Raw genomic sequence first — 17,820 nt, 5'->3', positions numbered from 1 at the left:
CATGCCGCAGGCCGTCTACTTTCTGATGCTGCCCCAGGTGCTGTCGCTGGACGTCAGCGGTCCGGCGGAAACCCTGCGTCTGGCCGGGCAGTTCAGCCTGCGCTACATCAGCCCACTGCCGCAGGTAGTCTGCTCGATAGGCATGACGCTGAGTCAGCTACAGCCGCTGCCTGAGCGGCTGGAAGACGGCGCTATTCTGGTGGTGCCGGGCGTCAGTGATTCGCCACATTTCTTCGCCACTGCGCCAGCCGAACAGGCTCGCCGCTGGTTGGCGGCGCTGAAGCCCGACCTGCAACAGCAACGTATCACGCTGGTCTGTGTTTGTTCCGGCGCCCTGCTGGTGGCACAGGCCGGTTTGCTCGATGGCTACCAATGCACCACCCATCACGACGTGATCGAGCGCCTGCGCCAGCAAGCCCCGGCAGCGCAGGTGAAAGAAAATCGCATCTTTGTTGAAGACCGCGGCGTTTACACCAGCGCGGGGATCACCGCCGGTATCGATCTGGCTCTGCACCTGATTAACCGCCAGTGTGGCGCTACCCGGGCAATGGAGATCGCCCGTGAGATGGTGGTGTATTTTCGCCGTTCCGGTGACGACCCGCAGCTTTCGCCCTGGCTACGCTACCGTAACCATCTGCACCCGGCGGTGCACCGTGCGCAAGACGTGATGGCCGCCGAGCCGGAAGCGGAATGGTCGGTGCCGCAGGTGGCGGAAAAGGCCCACGTTAGCAGCCGTCATCTGGCGCGATTGTTCCGTAACCATATCGGTATCAGCGTGCGTGAGTATCATGAGCAGCTACGGCTGGCAGTGGCGCAGCAGCGCCTGCAACAAGGCTATGGGCTGGAGAAAGCGGCCTTGGCGGCGGGATTCTCCTCCGGCCGCCAACTGCGACGTGCTCAGCAGCGCGGCTCAACCGCGCTATGACACCAGCCGTCGAGGGTCTATTTTCTGCAGCCCTATCGACAGCAGCAGGCTGAGCGCCAGCGCCACCCCGAACACCCAGAAGATATCCAGTAACGGATAGGCCGTCAGCTCCAGGTGCCGGTTGCGCATAAAGTTAACGATAATGGCGTGAAAACCGTAGATCGCCAGCGAATGGCGGGAAAAAACGCCCAACCAGCCAATCGGCTCCGGCAGACAGTTTTTAAACCAGAGCATCAGTGATACCGCCGCGATAAACACCAGCGGGCCGCAGTATATGTAGTAGGTATCGGCGAAGTTACCGTTAATAAACATCTGGCTTTTGGTGCCGTGAATAATCAACGCCACGCTGCACACAAAACCTGACGCCGCCAGCCAACTGACGCTACGCCCCTGGGTGTCCATCATGCCAATCGCCCGTCCGGCCAACGCATATAACAGGTAATAGAAGGTATCGCCGTAGATATACAGATTCACCGGCAGCAGGTGCGCGTTGCCCAGGGTCAGCGGGCTGGTATTGGGGTTGGCGATCACCGCCAGGATCACCAGTACAGCGGCCAGATAGCGGCGCGATACCGGTTTAACGTTGATCAGCGGCGACAGCAAATAAATGACCGCGATCGCATAGAAGAACCACAGGTGATAGAACACCGGTTTCAGCAATATGCCGCGCAGCGACGGCCAGAAGCCAATTTTGGTGAACGTCGCAATATAGATCAGTGCGACGGCACTGTAGAACAAGATGCAGCAGCCAATACGGATGAAATGTTTCTTACCGGCGCTTTTCTCACCGAAAAACAGATAGCCGGAAATCATGAAAAATAACGGTACCGAGACGCGCGACATCGAGTTCAACAGGTTGGCGATGTCCCAGTTGTGTTCGCCCACCGCCACCCCGTTGGTGACGTAATAGGTGGTCGCGTGGATCATCACCACCATCATGCACGCCACCGCGCGCAAGTTATCTATCCAGCCAATTTTATTACTCAAAAGGTCGCCCGCAATATTGTCATCTTCGTCTGTTAAAAAGAGGTTAACCAGCGAAAGTGTGGGTGGCAACCCTGACGGGCAATATCAGAATGTGCTGAAACAACACCTTATTATTGCCAAGGTGAACAATTGGCGGCAAAATAGCCGCCACAACTCGCTCAGATAGCGCTTCCCGCCCTGACAGTTCCTTATTTCTTCTTTACTTTCAGTACGATAAATATGAAAACAACATTACCACCTGCGGCTCGCTTGGGTCGACAGGCGCTTTTATTCCCTCTGTGTCTGGTGCTGTTCGAATTCGCCACCTATATCGCCAACGATATGATCCAGCCTGGCATGCTGGCGGTGGTGGCAGATTTCAACGCCGGTGAAGAGTGGGTGCCCACCTCCATGACCGCCTATCTGGCCGGCGGTATTTTCCTGCAATGGCTGCTGGGGCCGTTGTCGGATCGCCGTGGCCGTCGCCCGGTGATGCTGGCCGGCGTGGCGTTCTTTATCGTCGCCTGCCTGGCTATTTTGCTGGTGACCAACATCGAGCAATTTATCTTTATGCGTTTCCTGCAGGGGATTGGCCTGTGCTTTATCGGTGCGGTGGGCTACGCCACGATACAGGAATCCTTTGAGGAATCGGTGTGCATAAAAATCACCGCGCTGATGGCCAACGTGGCACTGATCGCCCCGCTGCTTGGGCCGCTGGCCGGTGCAGCGCTGATCCACGTCGCACCATGGCAAAGCATGTTCGTGCTGTTTGCGGCACTGGCAGCCTTTGCCTTCTACGGCCTGTGGAAAGCGATGCCGGAAACCGCGTCGCTGCAGGGTGAGAAACTCTCGGCCGCCAACCTGTGGCGTGACTATCGCCAGGTGCTGTCCAACCGTCGCTTTGTCTGCGGTGCGCTGGCTATCGGCTTTGCCAGCCTGCCATTGCTGGCCTGGATTGCCCAATCACCGGTGATCCTGATCAGCGGCGAGTCGCTGTCGACGCTGGATTATGGCCTGCTGCAAATTCCGGTGTTCGGCGCGCTGATCCTCGGCAACCTGACGCTGGCGCGGATGACCGGCAAGAACAGCGTCCAACGGCTGATCAAACTGGGCGCAGGGCCAATGATGCTGGGGCTGCTGATCGCGGCGCTGGCCACCCTGTTCTCAACTCACGCCTATCTGTGGATGACTGCGGGCCTGAGTCTGTACGCTTACGGTATCGGGCTGGCCAACGCCGGGCTGTACCGCCTGACGCTGTTCTCAAGCAATGTCAGCAAAGGCACGGTTTCCGCCACCATGGGCATGCTGAGCATGATGGTGTTCACCGTCGGAATTGAGCTGGCGAAAGTGGCCTACGTCTGGGGCGGCAGCGGGTTGTTCAATTTGTTCAACCTGGTCAGCGGCCTGTGCTGGCTGGCGCTGGTGGCGCTGTTCCTCAGCAAACGCCGCAGCGGCGATGTGACACCGACGCCTAACACCGCGTTGTAATGATCAGCACGTGAGGAGAGGTTATCTCCTCACGTGCTGTAAAGTTTGCATTGGATTCAACACCCTCAACTCCGTTTGTCAGCATCCAAACTTATCGCCCATGCTTGCACTTCCTCATGGCTGATAATATTCAGCCGTTCTACATCATTAAGGGCTTCTAGCGTCAAACGTCGCTGTTCTTCCTCTCGAACAGTTCTGTCAGTCCCTACGTTATTTTTTGCAACTAGCAGAAAAGTATTAATATTCATCCTGATCGCCTCGTCCCTAAATCAAAAAACGTAAGATATCCAAAATAATTGGAGTTGCATCAAGGCGACAAGAGCATAAATCCCCAGGAACTTACTCAAGCAAGTGACAGGGGTGAGCGCTCGCAGCCAACACAGATGCAGCTTCAAGTATGATGAAAATCACCACCGAACAACCCGCCGTCGCGCAGCAGGTGCTGGTTACCTTTGCGGCGGGTGAAACCGCTGCGGTCAAAGAACTCCAATACCTGGATCGCCAGCTTGCGACCCACACCGAGCCGATCGCGAAAATCGGCGGCGTTGGCACTGCCCTGTTCCACATCCAGCTCGCGGATCAGTGCAGCGAACTGGTCTATGCGTCGGCTTAGGTAGTAACGCTCCACCACCACCGCCGTGACATGCCCCAACTGGGCCGCTTTACGCAGAGTTGCCCGCACCCGGGCCTCATCCTCGCCCAATTCGGTCGCCAGATCGCGCACCCACCAGGCCTCGTCACCAAACAATGGCTCGATACACGCCCACAGAGCCAGTTCCTCAGCACTGAACGCCAGACCGTGCTCCGGCAGGTGCAACCAGCCCCGCGTATTGTTTATAAACCCCTCGGCCAGCAGCCGCTCGGTCATCATAAATACCAGAGGTTCAGCCAACTGAGGCAAGGCCATGCGCCGCAGGCGCGCCCGCCCCAAACCGAGTTGATCGGCATGCTGCAGGTGATACTCGGCCAATACCTGTAATAAACGCTGTTGGCCCTGCTGAGCATTCTCCTGCGCCAACGCCATATCACCGGCAATCAGCAACTCACGGCCTGCCAACAGCGCCGCCAGCTCGCCTTCGGTCAATTGCCGTGCCCAGGAAAAAGCGGCCAGATCCAGTGTGCCGTTAGGCAGATGCAGCGCCAGTGCCTGTCGGTCGTCGTCGGCCTGTGCCAGTGCTGCCAGCCAGGCCAGATACTCAGGTTGGCGCTTGCCACGTTTCGGCGTCGTCAAACTCAGCACCCTGGCTCCCCCCAGCGTTTGGCGTGCGCCAATATCTCGCAGCACCAGCCGATCGTTTTCCGCCAACCACAACGGGCGATCGAGGAGCAACTCTGCCAACTCCTCATTCAGCAGTGAAATTCGCCCGGTGATATGGCTGGCAGCATGATGCAGATGCAGCGGCTGCCAGTGCCGTATCGGCCGATCGGCATCCAGCGCGACCAGAATGCGTTCGGCGGCCAACAGCGGCTTTTGCGCCAGCAGCCAGTCACCGCGTGCCACCTGTTCTTTGCTGACGTCACCGCTGATATTCAGGGCGATACGCTGCCCGGCTTGCGCTTGCTCAACCGGCTGATTTTGAGCGTGTAAACCTCGTACCCGCACCGGGGCATCGACACCGGTCAGCCACAGTAGGTCACCCACCGCGATCTTTCCACCCAATGCAGTGCCGGTTACCACCAGGCCAGCACCCTTCACGCTGAATGCACGATCCACCGCCAGGCGGAAACGGCGCGTCAACGCATGTTCGTCAGGCTGCAATGCCAACAGGTGCGCACGCAACGCATCAATGCCCCGCGCCTGTAGCGCAGCAGTGACGAACATTGGCACCTGATGCCAACCCTGGCGCGCCAGTTCGTCGCCAAGCTCACGCCGTACCTCATCAATACGCGCCTCATCCACCCGATCGGCCTTGGTCAGCGCCACCGTCAATGCCGGGCGGCCGCTCAACCGCAAGATCGCCAAATGCTCGCGGGTTTGCGCCATCACGCCGTCGTCGCAGGCCACCACCAGCAACGCATGATCGATGCCGCCAACGCCTGCCAGCATATTGGCGAGGAATTTTTCATGACCGGGCACGTCGATAAAGCCCAGCACCCGGCCATCGGGCTGCGGCCAGTAGGCATAGCCCAGATCTATAGTCATGCCCCGGCGTTTTTCTTCCGGCAGACGATCGGCGTTGATCCCGGAGATCGCCTGCAGCAGGGTGGTCTTGCCATGGTCGACATGGCCTGCGGTAGCAATAATCATGCGCTCAATGCCTCAATCAACGCCTCTTCCTGTTCCAGACAGCGCAGATCGAGCCACAGCCGGCCGTCGTTAATTCGACCAATCACCGGCTGCGGCAGACGGCGCCAGCGTTCCGCCAGTGCCTCCAGCGTCGCGCCGCGGCCGTCCTGTGGCGTAAAGGTCAATGCATAACTCGACAACCGGTCCACCGGCAACGAGCCGCTGCCAATCTGCGACCAGCAGGGTTCGGCACGCAGTTGGAAATGCCCGGCAAACTGTGGCGTCAGCACCTGCAACAGTCGCTCGGCGGCCTGCTGCATCGCCTGCTGTGGGCGAGTCAGCAATCGCAGCGTCGGCAGCTGTTGTGCCAGCAGCTCGGGTTGCTGATAGAGCCGCAAGGTAGCCTCCAGCGCTGCCAACGTCAGCTTGCCAACGCGCAGCGCACGCTTCAAAGGATGCTGCTGCAGTCGGGCAATCAGCGCCTTTTTACCGACGATGATGCCAGCCTGCGGGCCGCCCAACAGTTTGTCACCGGAGAAGGTCACCAGATCAACCCCGGCGGCCAGCAACCGCTGCGGCATAGGTTCGGCCGGCAGGCCGTACTGCGCCATATCAATCAGTGAGCCGCTGCCCAGATCGGTGGCGGTCGGCAGGCCGTGCTCTGCACCGAGCTGTGCCAGTTCGGCTTCGTCCACCGCGGCGGTAAAGCCCTGAATGCTGTAGTTGCTGGTATGCACCTTCATCAGCAACCCGGTCTGGTCGTTAATGGCGTTACGGTAGTCTTTCAGATGGGTGCGGTTGGTGGTGCCCACCTCCACCAGCTGGCAGCCCGCCTGACGCATCACGTCAGGTATGCGAAATGCACCGCCGATTTCCACCAGCTCACCGCGCGACACCACCACTTGCTTGCCGGGTGCGATTGCCGCCAGCATCAGCAGCACCGCTGCCGCATTGTTATTAACGATGCAGGCGTCTTCCGCGCCGGTCAGCTGACACAACAAATCCGCGATGGCGCGATCGCGATGCCCACGCCCGGCGCCATCCAGATCGTATTCCAGCGTCACCGGCTCTCCCATCGAACGCGTCACCGCCTCAATCGCCGGCTGCGCCAGCAGGGCACGGCCCAGATTGGTGTGCAGCACGGTACCGCTCAGGTTAAATACCGGCGCCAACGCCGTGCGCTGCCGTTGTACCAGCGCTGCGCCAAGCGCCTGCGGCCAGTCGGCGCACCAGTCGGGCAGCCGTTGATGTTGTTTAATGGTTTCACGCGCCTGCAGTTGCAGTTGGCGCAGCAGGTCGCTAATCAGCGTCTGGCCATGTTGCGCCACCAGCGGTTCAATCGCGGGATCGCGCAGCAGGCGGTCAATGGCGGGTAACTGGCTGTAAAGATACTGGGATTCAGTGCTCATGGTCGCTCGGTTTTAATGTAGTGGTCTCGGCATAAAGCAAAACCCCGCCGCAGCGGGGTGAGGGAGATCAGGGGGGCGAGGTGCGGGCAAAACTTTCGCGGGCAAACAGCCGTTCGGCCAGCTTGATCAACGCCGGTCGCTCAACACACCAGTTGGGCATGATGCGGCGGAAATTAAGGTAGCCCAGCGCACAACCGGTGGCAATATCGGCCAGCGTCAGCGTTTCGGTGTTCAGTAGCGTTTTTTCCTGCGCCAGCTTTTCCAGCGCGTCCAGTCCGTGCGTCAGCTTGGCGCGCTGGCGCAGGATCCAGTTTTCGTCCTGTTTTTCCGACGCCCGTTTGCTCTCGCGAAACAGCGTGGCGGCAGCCTCGGTCACGCCATCCGCCAGGGCTTCCACTTGACGGATGCGCAGCGCTGCCGCGCGATCGGCAGGCAAAAATGCCGGGGCCACCGACAGCAGTTCGAGGTATTCGGCGATCACCCGCGAGTCGTAAAAGACGGCGCCATCGTCGGCCACCAGCACCGGGACCTTGGCGAGCGGATTCAGCTCCACCACCCGACTGCCCGACTCATACGGCGGATCGTTAACGAATTCGAACGCGATCCCCTTTTCCAACAACATCACGGAAATCTTGCGGACAAAAGGGCTGGTGTAACTGCCAATAAGCTTCATCAGTCTTCCCCTCGGTTTGCAAACCACAGCGGTGTTATTTCACCGCCAGCGTGTCGATAACCTGCTGAACCAGCGCCTGATGCGCCTCCGGCGTTTTGGCCGGCGACAACATTTGCAACGTCACCACCCGCTTGTTGAGCACCGTCAGCATGATGGTGGACATCACCTTCTGCCCGTTGACGCTTTGCTCGGTATCCAGACGATGGAATTTCTGTTTACCGACGGTGAAATTCTCTTCTTTGGTGGTCTGGATATTCTGATAGCGGTCGCCCAGCTCGGTGATGATGCTCTGGGTCAGCTCTTTCAGCATTTTATCGCTGCTGTTGAGCTTCATGTCGTCCGGCGGAATGACTTCGGAGGAGACGGTGCTCTGGCGCGATTTACCGTCAAGGAAGCGCTGAATGGTGGATTTGCTGTCGTTTATGATGCCGCTGTTCTCGGTCTGATCGCTAAAGCCCGACGGCAATTCAAAGGTAATCTTGCCCTTTTGCATCGAGACTTTCAGGCCCGGAGGCGGCGCGGGGGGCGTCTCCACCACCGGCGGCGGCGGTGCAGGCTGAGTGACGATCGGTTTGGTATCCGGCTTCGGCACTTTCGGCTTGGTGTCGTCCTTGTTATCACAGGCCGCCAGCCCGAGGGCCAAAACTGCAACCGCCGTCAATTTCGCAATGGTCTTCAACATCGTCAATCCCTTTCCTTTCGCTTCGCGCGTCATGGCGTAAACGTAGCAACTCGCCCGGGCGAATGCCAGAAGCCCAATCCGAAATTAATCATCCGGTAAATTCTAAGGGCCGAATACATTCAGCCCAATATGCCAGAGATTACGACCCTGGGAACAGGAACGGATTGATACTGCTGCGGGCAAAGCCTTCATCTTCCATTTTGGCGTCGAGCACCAGCGTGGCCAAATCGTCGGCAACCGCTTCAACCTGCGGGTCTTTTTCCTGATACAAAATCTTCAGGTAAGTGCCGCAGTCACCGCAGCTTTCCGCCTTCACCGCCGCCAGTTCGCTGTCCAGCGACCAATAGTTGAGATCGCGCGTTTGCTCGCAGTTACTGCATTTGATCCGCACCACGTGCCACTCGCTTTCGCACAGGTTGCAGTGCAAATAACGCAGGCCGCTGACGGTACCGATATGCACCACGCTGGATACCGGAATGCTGCCGCACACTGGGCAGAACTGGCGGTGTTCGCCATATTCCGCGCGCGCTTTGCCAGGGATTTGCCCAGCCATCTGCGCCCAGTAGAGCGACAGCGCGGCCCAGATAAACGGCGCTTTCTCGCTGCCAATTTTGCCGAAATCCTGGTTAAGCAAGGCATCGGCCAGCAGTTCCAGTTCGTGCGACGAGGCCTTTTCCAGGTTGTCCAGCACCGCCAGAATGTGTTCCGGCGCCTGCGGGCGCAACTCGGCAATCAGCGAAGCCAGCAGCTTGTGCCAGTGTTCACTGCGCGGGTAGACGCTCAGATCCAGCGGCGGTTTGCCGCTGGCGGCACTCTGCTGCAACGCGTCGGTCAAATCCAACGTCAGCGGGTTGTCATGCAGCGCATGATGTTGCGCCTCGGCCAGTTGGGCGGCGAAGTTCAGGTAGTCACCCAGCGGGTTGTCGGTCGCCAGCTTGCGCAGGCGTTCAGCACGGCGGCTGTAAAGGCTTTTCAGATTCGCGAAAAGTAACGGCGGGATGGTTTCCGCCGTTGTGGACTTCTCACGCTGTGCCCCTAGTTGCTCTTTAGGAACAATGCGGATGCTCATCAGGGTTTGTCTTCCTGTTGTTTCTCGCGGACCTCTCGGTACCAACGCGGATGATGTTTTTTAGCCCAGGCCGCCGGCACCCAGCCTTCCACCATGGCGGTAATGGTGCCTTTTACCCACAGCGCGGCGTAAATGTGCACCATAATCACGATGATCAGCCCCACCGCAGCCAGCGAATGCACCAGCAGCGCGATGCGGATCAGCGGTATCGGGAAGGACGGCGCAAAGTACGGCCGCCAGATCACCACACCGCTGGCCAGCAGCAGCACCAGGCTAATGATTGCCGCCCAGAATACGCATTTCTGACCGAAATTATAACGTCCGGTGTCACCCACTTCCTCGTTCATGACGATTTTTTGGATGTTTTTGGCCCAGACGATGTCTTCGCGGTTGATCAGATTATGCTTCCAGTAGCGCAGGAACATCAGCAGGAAGGCCGCAAACATGATCACCCCAACGAAGGGGTGCAGAATGCGCGCCAACTGCGGCGTACCGAAAATGTTCATCAGCCAGTTGAAGGAGGGGAAAAAGAACCCCAGCCCGCTGATGGCGGCGAACACAAAACAGAACGCCACAATCCAGTGGTTAATCCGCTCCGGCGCGCTGTAGCGCTGAATACGCTTTTCCTTCTTCATTTGCGCGTCTCCTCATCATGCGGCTCGTCGTCTTCGTCCTCATCGACGCGGTTAGGACCGACGCCGACATAGTGGAACACGCTCGCCGCAAAGGTGGCGGCAAAGCCGATGGCCGCCAGGGGTTTCCACACGCCTTTCCAGAACGTGATCGCCGGGCTGATGGTCGGGTTATCCGGCAAACCGTGATACAGCTGCGGTTTGTCGGCATGGTGCAGCACATACATCACATGGGTGCCACCCACGCCCGCCGGATCGTACAGACCGGCATTTTGATAACCACGGGTGTTCAGCTCGCTGACGCGCTCGGCGGCAATCTCCTTCATGGCGTCCTTGGTGCCAAAATGGATAGCGCCGGTCGGGCAGGTCTTCACACAGGCTGGTTCCTGGCCGACATCAACGCGATCGACACACAGGGTGCACTTGTACACCCGGTTGTCGTCCTTGTTCATGCGCGGCACATCGAACGGGCAACCGGCGATGCAGTAACCGCAACCGATGCAGTGCTCGGACTGGAAGTCGACGATGCCGTTGGCGTACTGGATGATTGCCCCTTCCGACGGGCAGGCCTTCAGGCAGCCCGGGTCGGCGCAGTGCATGCAGCCGTCCTTGCGGATCAGCCACTCCAGCTTGCCGTTTTCCTCCACTTCGGAGAAGCGCATCACCGTCCACGACTTGGCGGTTAGATCGGCGGGGTTATCGTACACCCCGACGTTATGCCCGATTTCATCGCGGATGTCGTTCCATTCGGAACAGGCCACCTGACAGGCCTTGCAGCCGATACAGGTGGTGACATCGATCAGTTTGGCCACTTCTTCCTGGTGGTCACGGGCGCGTGGCGCCGGCGTGAAGCCATTGGTGGCGGATTTACGAATGATGTCCTGAGATTGCATTGCCATAATTCGTCTCCGTTACACCTTTTCCACGTTGACCAGGAACGCCTTGAACTCTGGCGTTTGCGTATTGGCATCACCGACAAACGGCGTCAGCGTGTTGGCAATAAAGCCTTTCTTCGCCACCCCTTCGTAACCCCAGTGGATCGGGATACCGATGGTGTCGACCTCCTGCCCATTCACCTGCAGGGTGCGGATACGCTTGGTCACCACCGCCTTGGCCTTGATAAAGCCGCGGTTGGAGCTGACCTTCACCGTATCCCCATGCTGGATGCCTTTTTTCTCCGCCAGCTTCTCGCCAATCTCCACAAACTGTTCCGGCTGCGCGATGGCGTTGAGTACCGCGTGCTTGGTCCAGTAGTGGAAGTGCTCGGTCAGGCGATAAGTGGTCCCGACGTACGGGAACTTATCGGACGTGCCCATTGCCGCCAGATCGTCCTTGAACACCCGCGCTGCCGGGTTGGAAACCACGTTCGGGTGCAGCGGGTTGGTGCCGAGCGGCGTTTCAAACGGCTCGTAGTGTTCCGGGAACGGCCCTTCGGCCATTTTATCGGTGGCGAACAGGCGGCCCATGCCTTCCGGCTGCATGATGAATGGCCCAACGTCGCTGCCCGGTGCGGCAGCGCTGTAGTCCGGGATATCCACCCCGCCCCACTTGGTGCCGTCCCACTCCAGCAACTGACGTTTGGGATCCCAGGGCTTGCCCTGCGGATCGGCCGACGCACGGTTGTACAGAATGCGGCGGTTGAGCGGCCAGGCCCAGGCCCAACCCAGCGTATTGCCGAGGCCGGACGGATCGGCGTTATCGCGCCGCGCCATCTGGTTACCGGCCGGCGTCCAGCTACCGGCGAAGATCCAACAGCCGCTGGCCGTTGTGCCGTCGTCACGCAGGTGGGCAAAGGTGCTGAGCTGCTCACCTTTTTTCGCCAACACTTTGCCGTCGGCGTCGAGCACATCCGCCAGCGCTTTACCGTTGCTTTCCATCGCCACTTCTTCCGAAGCAGGATTTTCCGGCGTCAGGTAATCCCAGGTCATGTTCAGCACCTGTTCCGGTACCGCACCGCCGTCACGCGCGTACATCTCACGCAGACGAATAAAGATACCCGCCAGGATTTCCCCGTCGTTCATCGCTTCACCCGGGGCATCCGCGCCCTTCCAGTGCCACTGCAGCCAGCGCCCGGAGTTGACGATCGAACCGTTCTCTTCGGCGAAGCAGGTGGACGGCAGGCGGAACACTTCGGTCTGAATCTTCGACGGATCAACGTCGTTGAACTCGCCGTGGTTCTGCCAGAAGTTGGAAGTCTCGGTATTGAGCGGATCAATGGTCACCAGGAACTTCAGTTTTGACAGCGAGGCCACCACCTTGTTCTTGTTCGGGAACGACGCCACCGGGTTGAAGCCCTGGCAGAAGTAACCGTTGACCTTGCCTTGTGACATCAGCTCGAAGTACTGCAGCACGTCGTAGCCTTTGTCCCACTTCGGCAGCCAGTCAAAGCCCCAACCGTTGTCCTTCTGCGCCTTGTCACCGTAGAAGCTCTTCATCATGCTGACGAAGAATTTCGGGTAGTTGCTCCAGTAGTTCACCTGGCCCGGCAGCAGCGCCTTCGGCGTATTGGCTTTCAGGTAGGTGTCGAGATCGGTCTGTTTCTCCGACGGCAGCGTCATATAGCCCGGCAGGCTCTGCGACAGCAGACCCAGATCGGTCAGACCCTGAATGTTGGAGTGGCCGCGCAGCGCGTTGACGCCGCCGCCCGCCATGCCCATGTTGCCGAGCAACAGCTGGATCATCGCCATGGTACGGATGTTCTGCGAGCCGACCGAGTGCTGAGTCCAGCCCAAGGCGTACAGGAATGACGCGGTTTTATCCGCCACGCAGGTTTCGGCGATGTATTCACAGACCTTGATGAAATCTTCGGTCGGCGTACCGCAGATATTGTTCACCACCTCCGGCGTATAGCGGCTGACGTGCTGTTTCAGCAGGTTCCACACGCAACGCGGATCCTGCAGTGTCAGATCGCGCTTGGCGAAGCCGTTTTCGTCGAACTGGTAGTTCCAGGTGGTTTTATCGTACTTGCGGTTTTCCGCGTCATAACCGCTGAACAGGCCGTCTTCGAAGGTAAAGTCTTCCCGCACCAGCAGGCTGGCGTTGGTGTAGGCGTGGACGTATTCGCGGTTAATCTTGTCGTTGGTCATCAGGTACAGCAACACGCCCGACAGGAAGGCAATGTCGGTCCCGGAACGGATCGGCGTGTAGAAATCCGCCACCGATGCGGTACGGGTAAAGCGTGGATCGATGACGATCAGCTTGGCTTTATTGTGTATTTTGGCTTCCATCGCCCAGCGGAATCCCACCGGATGCGCTTCCGCCGCATTACCGCCCATGACGATAATCAGATTCGCGTTCTTGATATCAACCCAGTGGTTGGTCATCGCACCGCGACCAAATGTTGGAGCAAGACTTGCTACCGTTGGTCCGTGTCAGACACGTGCTTGGTTGTCTACGGCAAGCATGCCGAGAGCGCGACTAAATTTTTGCGTTAAATAACCGGTTTCGTTACTGGAAGCCGAGGCACACAGCATGCCGGTGCTCAGCCAGCGGTTGACGGTCACGCCCTGTTCGTTGGTTTTAACGAAGTTGGCGTCACGGTCTTCCTTCATCAGCTTGGCGATGCGGGTGAAGGCGTCGTCCCAGCTCAGGCGCTGCCACTTGTCGGAACCAGGCGCACGGTACTCCGGATATTGGAGACGGCTGGCACTGTGGATGAAGTCGACCAGACCCGCGCCTTTCGGGCAAAGCGCGCCGCGGTTGACCGGGTGATCCGGGTCGCCTTCAATGTGGAAAATGCTTTCTTTGGCGTTTTTGGCGCCATCACCAAGGCTGTACATCAACAGCCCACAGCCGACGGAACAATACGTACAGGTATTACGGGTTTCACGGGCGCGCAGCAGTTTGTACTGCCGGGTTTCCGCTAACGCCACTTCCGGGGCAAAGCCCAGAGCAGCCACCGTCGTCCCTGCCATACCGCCAGCGCAGATCTTAAAGAACTGCCTTCTGCTGACCTGCATGGGGGTCTCCTTTCACTTGCGATTGTCACATTGTTTCAAATGGCGCTTTCCCCCTGGAAGCGGGAAGCGCTAAAATTACTGTTGTTTTTACGCGGCAATATTACCACAGCGTGTATGTGGTTGTTACAGACAGGTGCCACTTAAGTGAACAATATAAACCCAGACCAACATATCAATGACATCAATGAGACCTTGCTCACCGGGGTGACCCAGTCTCAGGTTTATCAACGCGGGCAACTCACTACCGCACAACAGGATTGGTTGGCGGAAGAGGTCCCGGTCGCGCTGGTCTACAACGGCATCTCTCACGTGGTAATGATGTGTACCCCCAAGGATCTGGAGGCCTTCGCCCTGGGTTTTTCTCTGTCCGAAGGCATCATCGAGTCACCACGCGATATCTACAGTATAGAGATTAACCAAACTTGTAATGGACTGGAGGTGCAAATCGAGCTCTCCAGCCGTCGCTTTGCCGGTTTAAAAGAGCGTCGTCGTGCCATGGCAGGCCGTACCGGCTGCGGGGTATGCGGTATCGAACAGTTGGCAGATATTTTTCGCCCGCTGCCTGCTTTACCGTTCACCCAGACCTTTTCCCTCACTAATCTCGACCGTGCCCTGGGGCAACTAAAGCAGGTGCAGACCGTCGGCCAACTCACCGGTTGTACCCACGCCGCCAGCTGGATTTCGCCGCAGGGTGAACTGCTGGGTGGCTGTGAAGACGTCGGCCGGCATGTCGCGCTCGACAAGCTACTCGGAGCGCGCTCGAAACAAGACTGGCAGCAGGGAGCTGTCCTGGTCTCCAGCCGCGCCAGCTATGAAATGGTGCAAAAATCGGCCATGTGCGGCGTCGAGATCCTGTTCGTGGTTTCTGCAGCCACCTCACTGGCGGTGGAAATTGCCGAACGCAGCAACCTGACGCTGGTCGGCTTCAGCAAACCCGGCCGCGCCACGGTGTTTACCCACCCGCAGCGTATTGTGGACTGACCTAAAACCACACATTAAGTAGGGCATTGATAATCATTTTCAATATCATTTAAATAACTATAATGATCCGACTGCTTACGCGGTGCTCACATATTGCGCCGCCCCTATACCATTGGAGATGATGATCATGAGTTATTCACTGCCATCCCTGCCGTACGCCTACGACGCACTGGAACCGCATTTCGACAAGCAGACGATGGAAATCCATCACACCAAACATCACCAGACTTACGTTAACAACGCCAACACCGTGCTGGAAGCCTACCCAGAGCTGGCTCAATACAGCGTTGAAGAACTGATCCAGGATCTGGATAAAGTGCCTGCTGACAAGCGCACCTTCATGCGTAACAACGCCGGCGGCCACGCTAACCACAGCCTGTTCTGGAAAGGCCTGAAAATCGGCACCACCCTGGGTGGCGATCTGAAAGCCGCTATCGAACGTGATTTCGGCAGCGTTGAGAAATTCCAGGAAGAATTCGAGAAAGCCGCAGCGACCCGCTTCGGTTCAGGTTGGGCTTGGCTGGTGCTGAAAGGCGACAAACTGGCTGTGGTCTCTACCGCTAACCAGGACAGCCCGCTGATGGGCGAAGCCGTTGCCGGCGCTTCAGGCTTCCCAATCGTCGGCCTGGACGTGTGGGAACACGCTTACTACCTGAAATATCAGAACAAACGTCCTGACTACATCAAGGCATTCTGGAACGTGGTTAACTGGGACGAAGCAGCAGCACGCTTCGCGGCGAAGAAGTAATTCGTCCCCGGCTATGAAGATGCCCGCTTAATGCGGGCATTTTTTTGCCCAAAATTCGCTAAAGTTTGACCTTCCTTTGCCGATAGTTTGTTCAATTGACGTTCGCCCGGAAAGGAAAATCACTATGGCGGCATTGCAAACATTGGCAGGAAAATTCGTTCATCTCACCGTGGGTAAAAAGCTCGGCCTTGGATTTGGTCTGATGCTGTTGCTGACGGCAATCATCGCCGGAACCGGCGCACAGTATCTGCGTATCATCGAATCCCGCGCCGATCGCATCGATTTCAGCAACCGGCTGAACGACGAGATCAATCAGGCCAAATACAACCGTGCACTGTTCGGCCAAACCTACCAACCGGAATACCTGAAAAACAACCGCACCCATATCGAAAACGCGGTGAAGCAGATCAACCAGGGCCTGGAACTGAACTGGGATCCCCAGAGCCGGAAGGACCTGCAGCGTTTGGTTGGGTTAATTGGCCAATACCAGCAGCAGCAAAATGCCTTCGAGCAAGCGGTGGCAGTGAAAGACTCGGTGCGCCAAAGCTGGAACATGTCGGAAGTGCAGGACAGCCTGAACCAGGTGGAGCGCCAAATCACCAGCGCTGACCTGCAACTGGCCTTTATTCAGCTGAACCAGAAGCTGACCCTGGTGCGTTACGGTGCCCGTGGCCTGTTGCTGAGCCTGAGCGCGGAATCTGAAGCCCCGCTGGTGGCGGCGATTGACGATGCACGCAGCGCGGCCAACGCGCTCAGTCGGCGGCTCAACGACGCCCAGCGCCCTCTGTTGCAGCCCTTGCTGACCGCGCTCGACGACTACAAAAACCGCATTGAAGCCTACCTGCCGGCCTATCAGCAGGAACAAACGATCAGCCAACGGCTGGGCAACAGCGCACAGGAAGTAGGCACGCTGGTTAACGCCTTTATGCAGGACGAACTGACGCAAACCCATAACGACATCAATTCTGCGCAGTTGCAGATGGGCATCACCACGCTGATCGCCATTATTGCCGGGTTGCTGGTGGCCTGGCGCATCACGCTGCAGATCACCCGGCCGCTGCAAAGTACGCTGGCGCTGGCGGAACGCATCGCCAGCGGCGATCTGCGTCAGGCGCAGACCAGCACCCGTCGCGACGAACTGGGTCAGTTGTTGAACGCCGTGGCAGCGATGAGCCAGAACCTGCGCGATATGATTGAAAAAATCCAGATGGGGGTCAGCCAGGTGTCCACCGCCGCCGCAGAGATTGCCGCCGGTAACACCGATTTGTCCTCACGCACCGAACAGCAGGCCGCCGCGGTAGAAGAAACCGCCGCCAGTATGGAACAACTGACCGCCACGGTGAAGCAGAACGCCGAAAACGCCCACCATGCCAATCAGCTGGCCACCAATGCTTCTCAGACGGCCCAGCAGGGCGGCAAGCTGGTGGCGAGCGTGGTCAACACCATGCGCGACATTTCCAGCAGTTCGCAGCGGATCGCCGAAATTACTACCCTGATCAACGGCATTGCCTTCCAGACCAATATTCTGGCGCTCAATGCGGCCGTAGAAGCCGCGCGCGCCGGTGAGCAAGGGCGCGGCTTCTCAGTGGTGGCCAGCGAGGTGCGTAACCTGGCACAGCGCAGCGCCCAGGCAGCCAAAGAGATCGAAGGGTTGATTACCGAATCGGTCAGCCGGGTACAGACCGGCACCAGCCTGGTGGAAAACACCGGTAATACCATGGAGCAAATCGTTCTGTCGGTCACCCATGTGCGGGACATCATGGCGGAGATTGCTGCCGCTTCTGACGAGCAAACCCGCGGCATCGCCCAAATTGGTCAGGCGATTGTCGAAATGGATCACACCACCCAGCAGAACGCCGCGCTGGTGGAAGAATCCGCCGCCGCTGCCGACTCGCTGGAAGAACAGGCGGAAATGCTGTTGCAAAGCGTCTCGGTGTTCCGACTGGCAGAGCATCAGGCCCCTGCCGCAGTGAAAAGCGCCGCCATCAAAACACCGGTCGGCAAACCCCAGGCCACCCATGCCGCCGCGCAAGACAACTGGACCACCTTCTGATGCTTCCC

The 17,820-nt window shown here is 58.5% G+C and carries 15 protein-coding genes; 5 read left to right on the top strand and 10 right to left on the bottom strand.

All coding sequences use genetic code 11. The features are described from left to right. Nucleotide 1: 1 nt before the first annotated feature. Nucleotides 2-925, top strand: a complete 924-nt coding sequence (locus OC597_RS22605) for a GlxA family transcriptional regulator (RefSeq protein WP_262210563.1) — start codon at nucleotides 2-4, stop codon at nucleotides 923-925. On the opposite strand, the gene OC597_RS22600 is transcribed toward OC597_RS22605, so the two are convergent. Continuing rightward, nucleotides 920-1,912, bottom strand: coding sequence for an acyltransferase (locus OC597_RS22600; protein WP_262210562.1), 993 nt, complete (start codon nucleotides 1,910-1,912; stop codon nucleotides 920-922). The two genes, OC597_RS22605 and OC597_RS22600, sit on opposite strands and share 6 nt — an antisense overlap. A gap of 219 nt (nucleotides 1,913-2,131) precedes the next feature. Here OC597_RS22600 and OC597_RS22595 point away from each other — a divergent pair, with 219 nt between their 5' ends. Beyond that, the gene (locus OC597_RS22595) at nucleotides 2,132-3,379 is read left to right on the top strand and encodes an MFS transporter (RefSeq protein ID WP_261425668.1); all 1,248 of its coding nucleotides are present in this window, start codon (nucleotides 2,132-2,134) and stop codon (nucleotides 3,377-3,379) included. Between the two features lie 65 nt (nucleotides 3,380-3,444). Here the strand turns inward: OC597_RS22595 and OC597_RS22590 are convergent, their stop codons facing one another. The 9 genes from OC597_RS22590 to fdnG all read right to left on the bottom strand — a co-directional run bounded on the left by OC597_RS22590 (nucleotide 3,445) and on the right by fdnG (nucleotide 14,030). Further along, complete coding sequence (locus OC597_RS22590; protein WP_085115221.1) at nucleotides 3,445-3,627, bottom strand: hypothetical protein; 183 nt, start codon at nucleotides 3,625-3,627, stop codon at nucleotides 3,445-3,447. Nucleotides 3,628-3,770: 143 nt separating this feature from the next. Beyond that, on the bottom strand, nucleotides 3,771-5,627 hold the full coding sequence (selB, locus tag OC597_RS22585) for a selenocysteine-specific translation elongation factor (RefSeq protein WP_262210559.1): 1,857 nt from the start codon (nucleotides 5,625-5,627) through the stop codon (nucleotides 3,771-3,773). Further along, on the bottom strand, nucleotides 5,624-7,015 hold the full coding sequence (gene selA, locus OC597_RS22580; protein WP_261285698.1) for an L-seryl-tRNA(Sec) selenium transferase: 1,392 nt from the start codon (nucleotides 7,013-7,015) through the stop codon (nucleotides 5,624-5,626). The genes selB and selA overlap by 4 nt, the downstream gene beginning before the upstream one ends. 67 nt (nucleotides 7,016-7,082) lie before the next feature. Continuing rightward, nucleotides 7,083-7,688 (bottom strand): glutathione S-transferase, encoded by a 606-nt coding sequence (locus OC597_RS22575; RefSeq protein ID WP_261285697.1) that lies wholly within the window; start codon nucleotides 7,686-7,688, stop codon nucleotides 7,083-7,085. A 34-nt stretch (nucleotides 7,689-7,722) separates the two neighbouring features. Next, the gene (locus tag OC597_RS22570; RefSeq protein WP_262210556.1) at nucleotides 7,723-8,370 is read right to left on the bottom strand and encodes a DcrB-related protein; all 648 of its coding nucleotides are present in this window, start codon (nucleotides 8,368-8,370) and stop codon (nucleotides 7,723-7,725) included. Between the two features lie 139 nt (nucleotides 8,371-8,509). After that, nucleotides 8,510-9,439: a formate dehydrogenase accessory protein FdhE gene (fdhE, locus tag OC597_RS22565; RefSeq protein WP_085115215.1), complete on the bottom strand. Its 930-nt coding sequence runs from the start codon at nucleotides 9,437-9,439 to the stop codon at nucleotides 8,510-8,512. Beyond that, nucleotides 9,439-10,074 (bottom strand): formate dehydrogenase cytochrome b556 subunit, encoded by a 636-nt coding sequence (gene fdoI, locus OC597_RS22560; RefSeq protein ID WP_261259931.1) that lies wholly within the window; start codon nucleotides 10,072-10,074, stop codon nucleotides 9,439-9,441. Before fdoI ends, fdhE begins: the two co-directional genes overlap by 1 nt. Further along, nucleotides 10,071-10,970 carry a formate dehydrogenase subunit beta gene (fdxH, locus tag OC597_RS22555; protein ID WP_261259944.1) on the bottom strand — a complete coding sequence of 300 codons (900 nt, stop codon included), beginning with the start codon at nucleotides 10,968-10,970 and terminating at the stop codon, nucleotides 10,071-10,073. The genes fdoI and fdxH overlap by 4 nt, the downstream gene beginning before the upstream one ends. 12 nt (nucleotides 10,971-10,982) lie before the next feature. Continuing rightward, nucleotides 10,983-14,030: a formate dehydrogenase-N subunit alpha gene (gene fdnG / locus OC597_RS22550; RefSeq protein ID WP_262210553.1), complete on the bottom strand. Its 3,048-nt coding sequence runs from the start codon at nucleotides 14,028-14,030 to the stop codon at nucleotides 10,983-10,985. Between the two features lie 144 nt (nucleotides 14,031-14,174). Here fdnG and fdhD point away from each other — a divergent pair, with 144 nt between their 5' ends. The 3 genes from fdhD to OC597_RS22535 all read left to right on the top strand — a co-directional run bounded on the left by fdhD (nucleotide 14,175) and on the right by OC597_RS22535 (nucleotide 17,812). Next, nucleotides 14,175-15,011 (top strand): formate dehydrogenase accessory sulfurtransferase FdhD, encoded by an 837-nt coding sequence (gene fdhD, locus OC597_RS22545; protein ID WP_262210551.1) that lies wholly within the window; start codon nucleotides 14,175-14,177, stop codon nucleotides 15,009-15,011. A gap of 127 nt (nucleotides 15,012-15,138) precedes the next feature. After that, nucleotides 15,139-15,759, top strand: coding sequence for a superoxide dismutase [Mn] (gene sodA, locus OC597_RS22540; RefSeq protein WP_037421110.1), 621 nt, complete (start codon nucleotides 15,139-15,141; stop codon nucleotides 15,757-15,759). A 124-nt stretch (nucleotides 15,760-15,883) separates the two neighbouring features. Further along, nucleotides 15,884-17,812: a methyl-accepting chemotaxis protein gene (locus OC597_RS22535; RefSeq protein WP_262210550.1), complete on the top strand. Its 1,929-nt coding sequence runs from the start codon at nucleotides 15,884-15,886 to the stop codon at nucleotides 17,810-17,812. Nucleotides 17,813-17,820 lie beyond the last annotated feature (8 nt).

Origin of the sequence: Serratia proteamaculans (genome assembly GCF_946227095.1) — a bacterium.
Lineage (GTDB): Bacteria > Pseudomonadota > Gammaproteobacteria > Enterobacterales > Enterobacteriaceae > Serratia > Serratia proteamaculans_E.
The sequence above is the reverse complement of the archived record's forward strand: the minus strand, read 5'-3'. Positions and strand labels throughout refer to the sequence as shown.

Coding starts and splice junctions, on each gene's coding strand:
- OC597_RS22605 (WP_262210563.1), top strand. CDS start 2: ATGCCGCAGGCCGTCTACTTTCTGATGCTGCCCCAGGTGCTGTCGCTG.
- OC597_RS22595 (WP_261425668.1), top strand. CDS start 2,132: ATGAAAACAACATTACCACCTGCGGCTCGCTTGGGTCGACAGGCGCTT.
- OC597_RS22590 (WP_085115221.1), bottom strand. CDS start 3,627: ATGAATATTAATACTTTTCTGCTAGTTGCAAAAAATAACGTAGGGACT.
- selB (WP_262210559.1), bottom strand. CDS start 5,627: ATGATTATTGCTACCGCAGGCCATGTCGACCATGGCAAGACCACCCTG.
- selA (WP_261285698.1), bottom strand. CDS start 7,015: ATGAGCACTGAATCCCAGTATCTTTACAGCCAGTTACCCGCCATTGAC.
- OC597_RS22575 (WP_261285697.1), bottom strand. CDS start 7,688: ATGAAGCTTATTGGCAGTTACACCAGCCCTTTTGTCCGCAAGATTTCC.
- OC597_RS22570 (WP_262210556.1), bottom strand. CDS start 8,370: ATGTTGAAGACCATTGCGAAATTGACGGCGGTTGCAGTTTTGGCCCTC.
- fdhE (WP_085115215.1), bottom strand. CDS start 9,439: ATGAGCATCCGCATTGTTCCTAAAGAGCAACTAGGGGCACAGCGTGAG.
- fdoI (WP_261259931.1), bottom strand. CDS start 10,074: ATGAAGAAGGAAAAGCGTATTCAGCGCTACAGCGCGCCGGAGCGGATT.
- fdxH (WP_261259944.1), bottom strand. CDS start 10,970: ATGGCAATGCAATCTCAGGACATCATTCGTAAATCCGCCACCAATGGC.
- sodA (WP_037421110.1), top strand. CDS start 15,139: ATGAGTTATTCACTGCCATCCCTGCCGTACGCCTACGACGCACTGGAA.
- OC597_RS22535 (WP_262210550.1), top strand. CDS start 15,884: ATGGCGGCATTGCAAACATTGGCAGGAAAATTCGTTCATCTCACCGTG.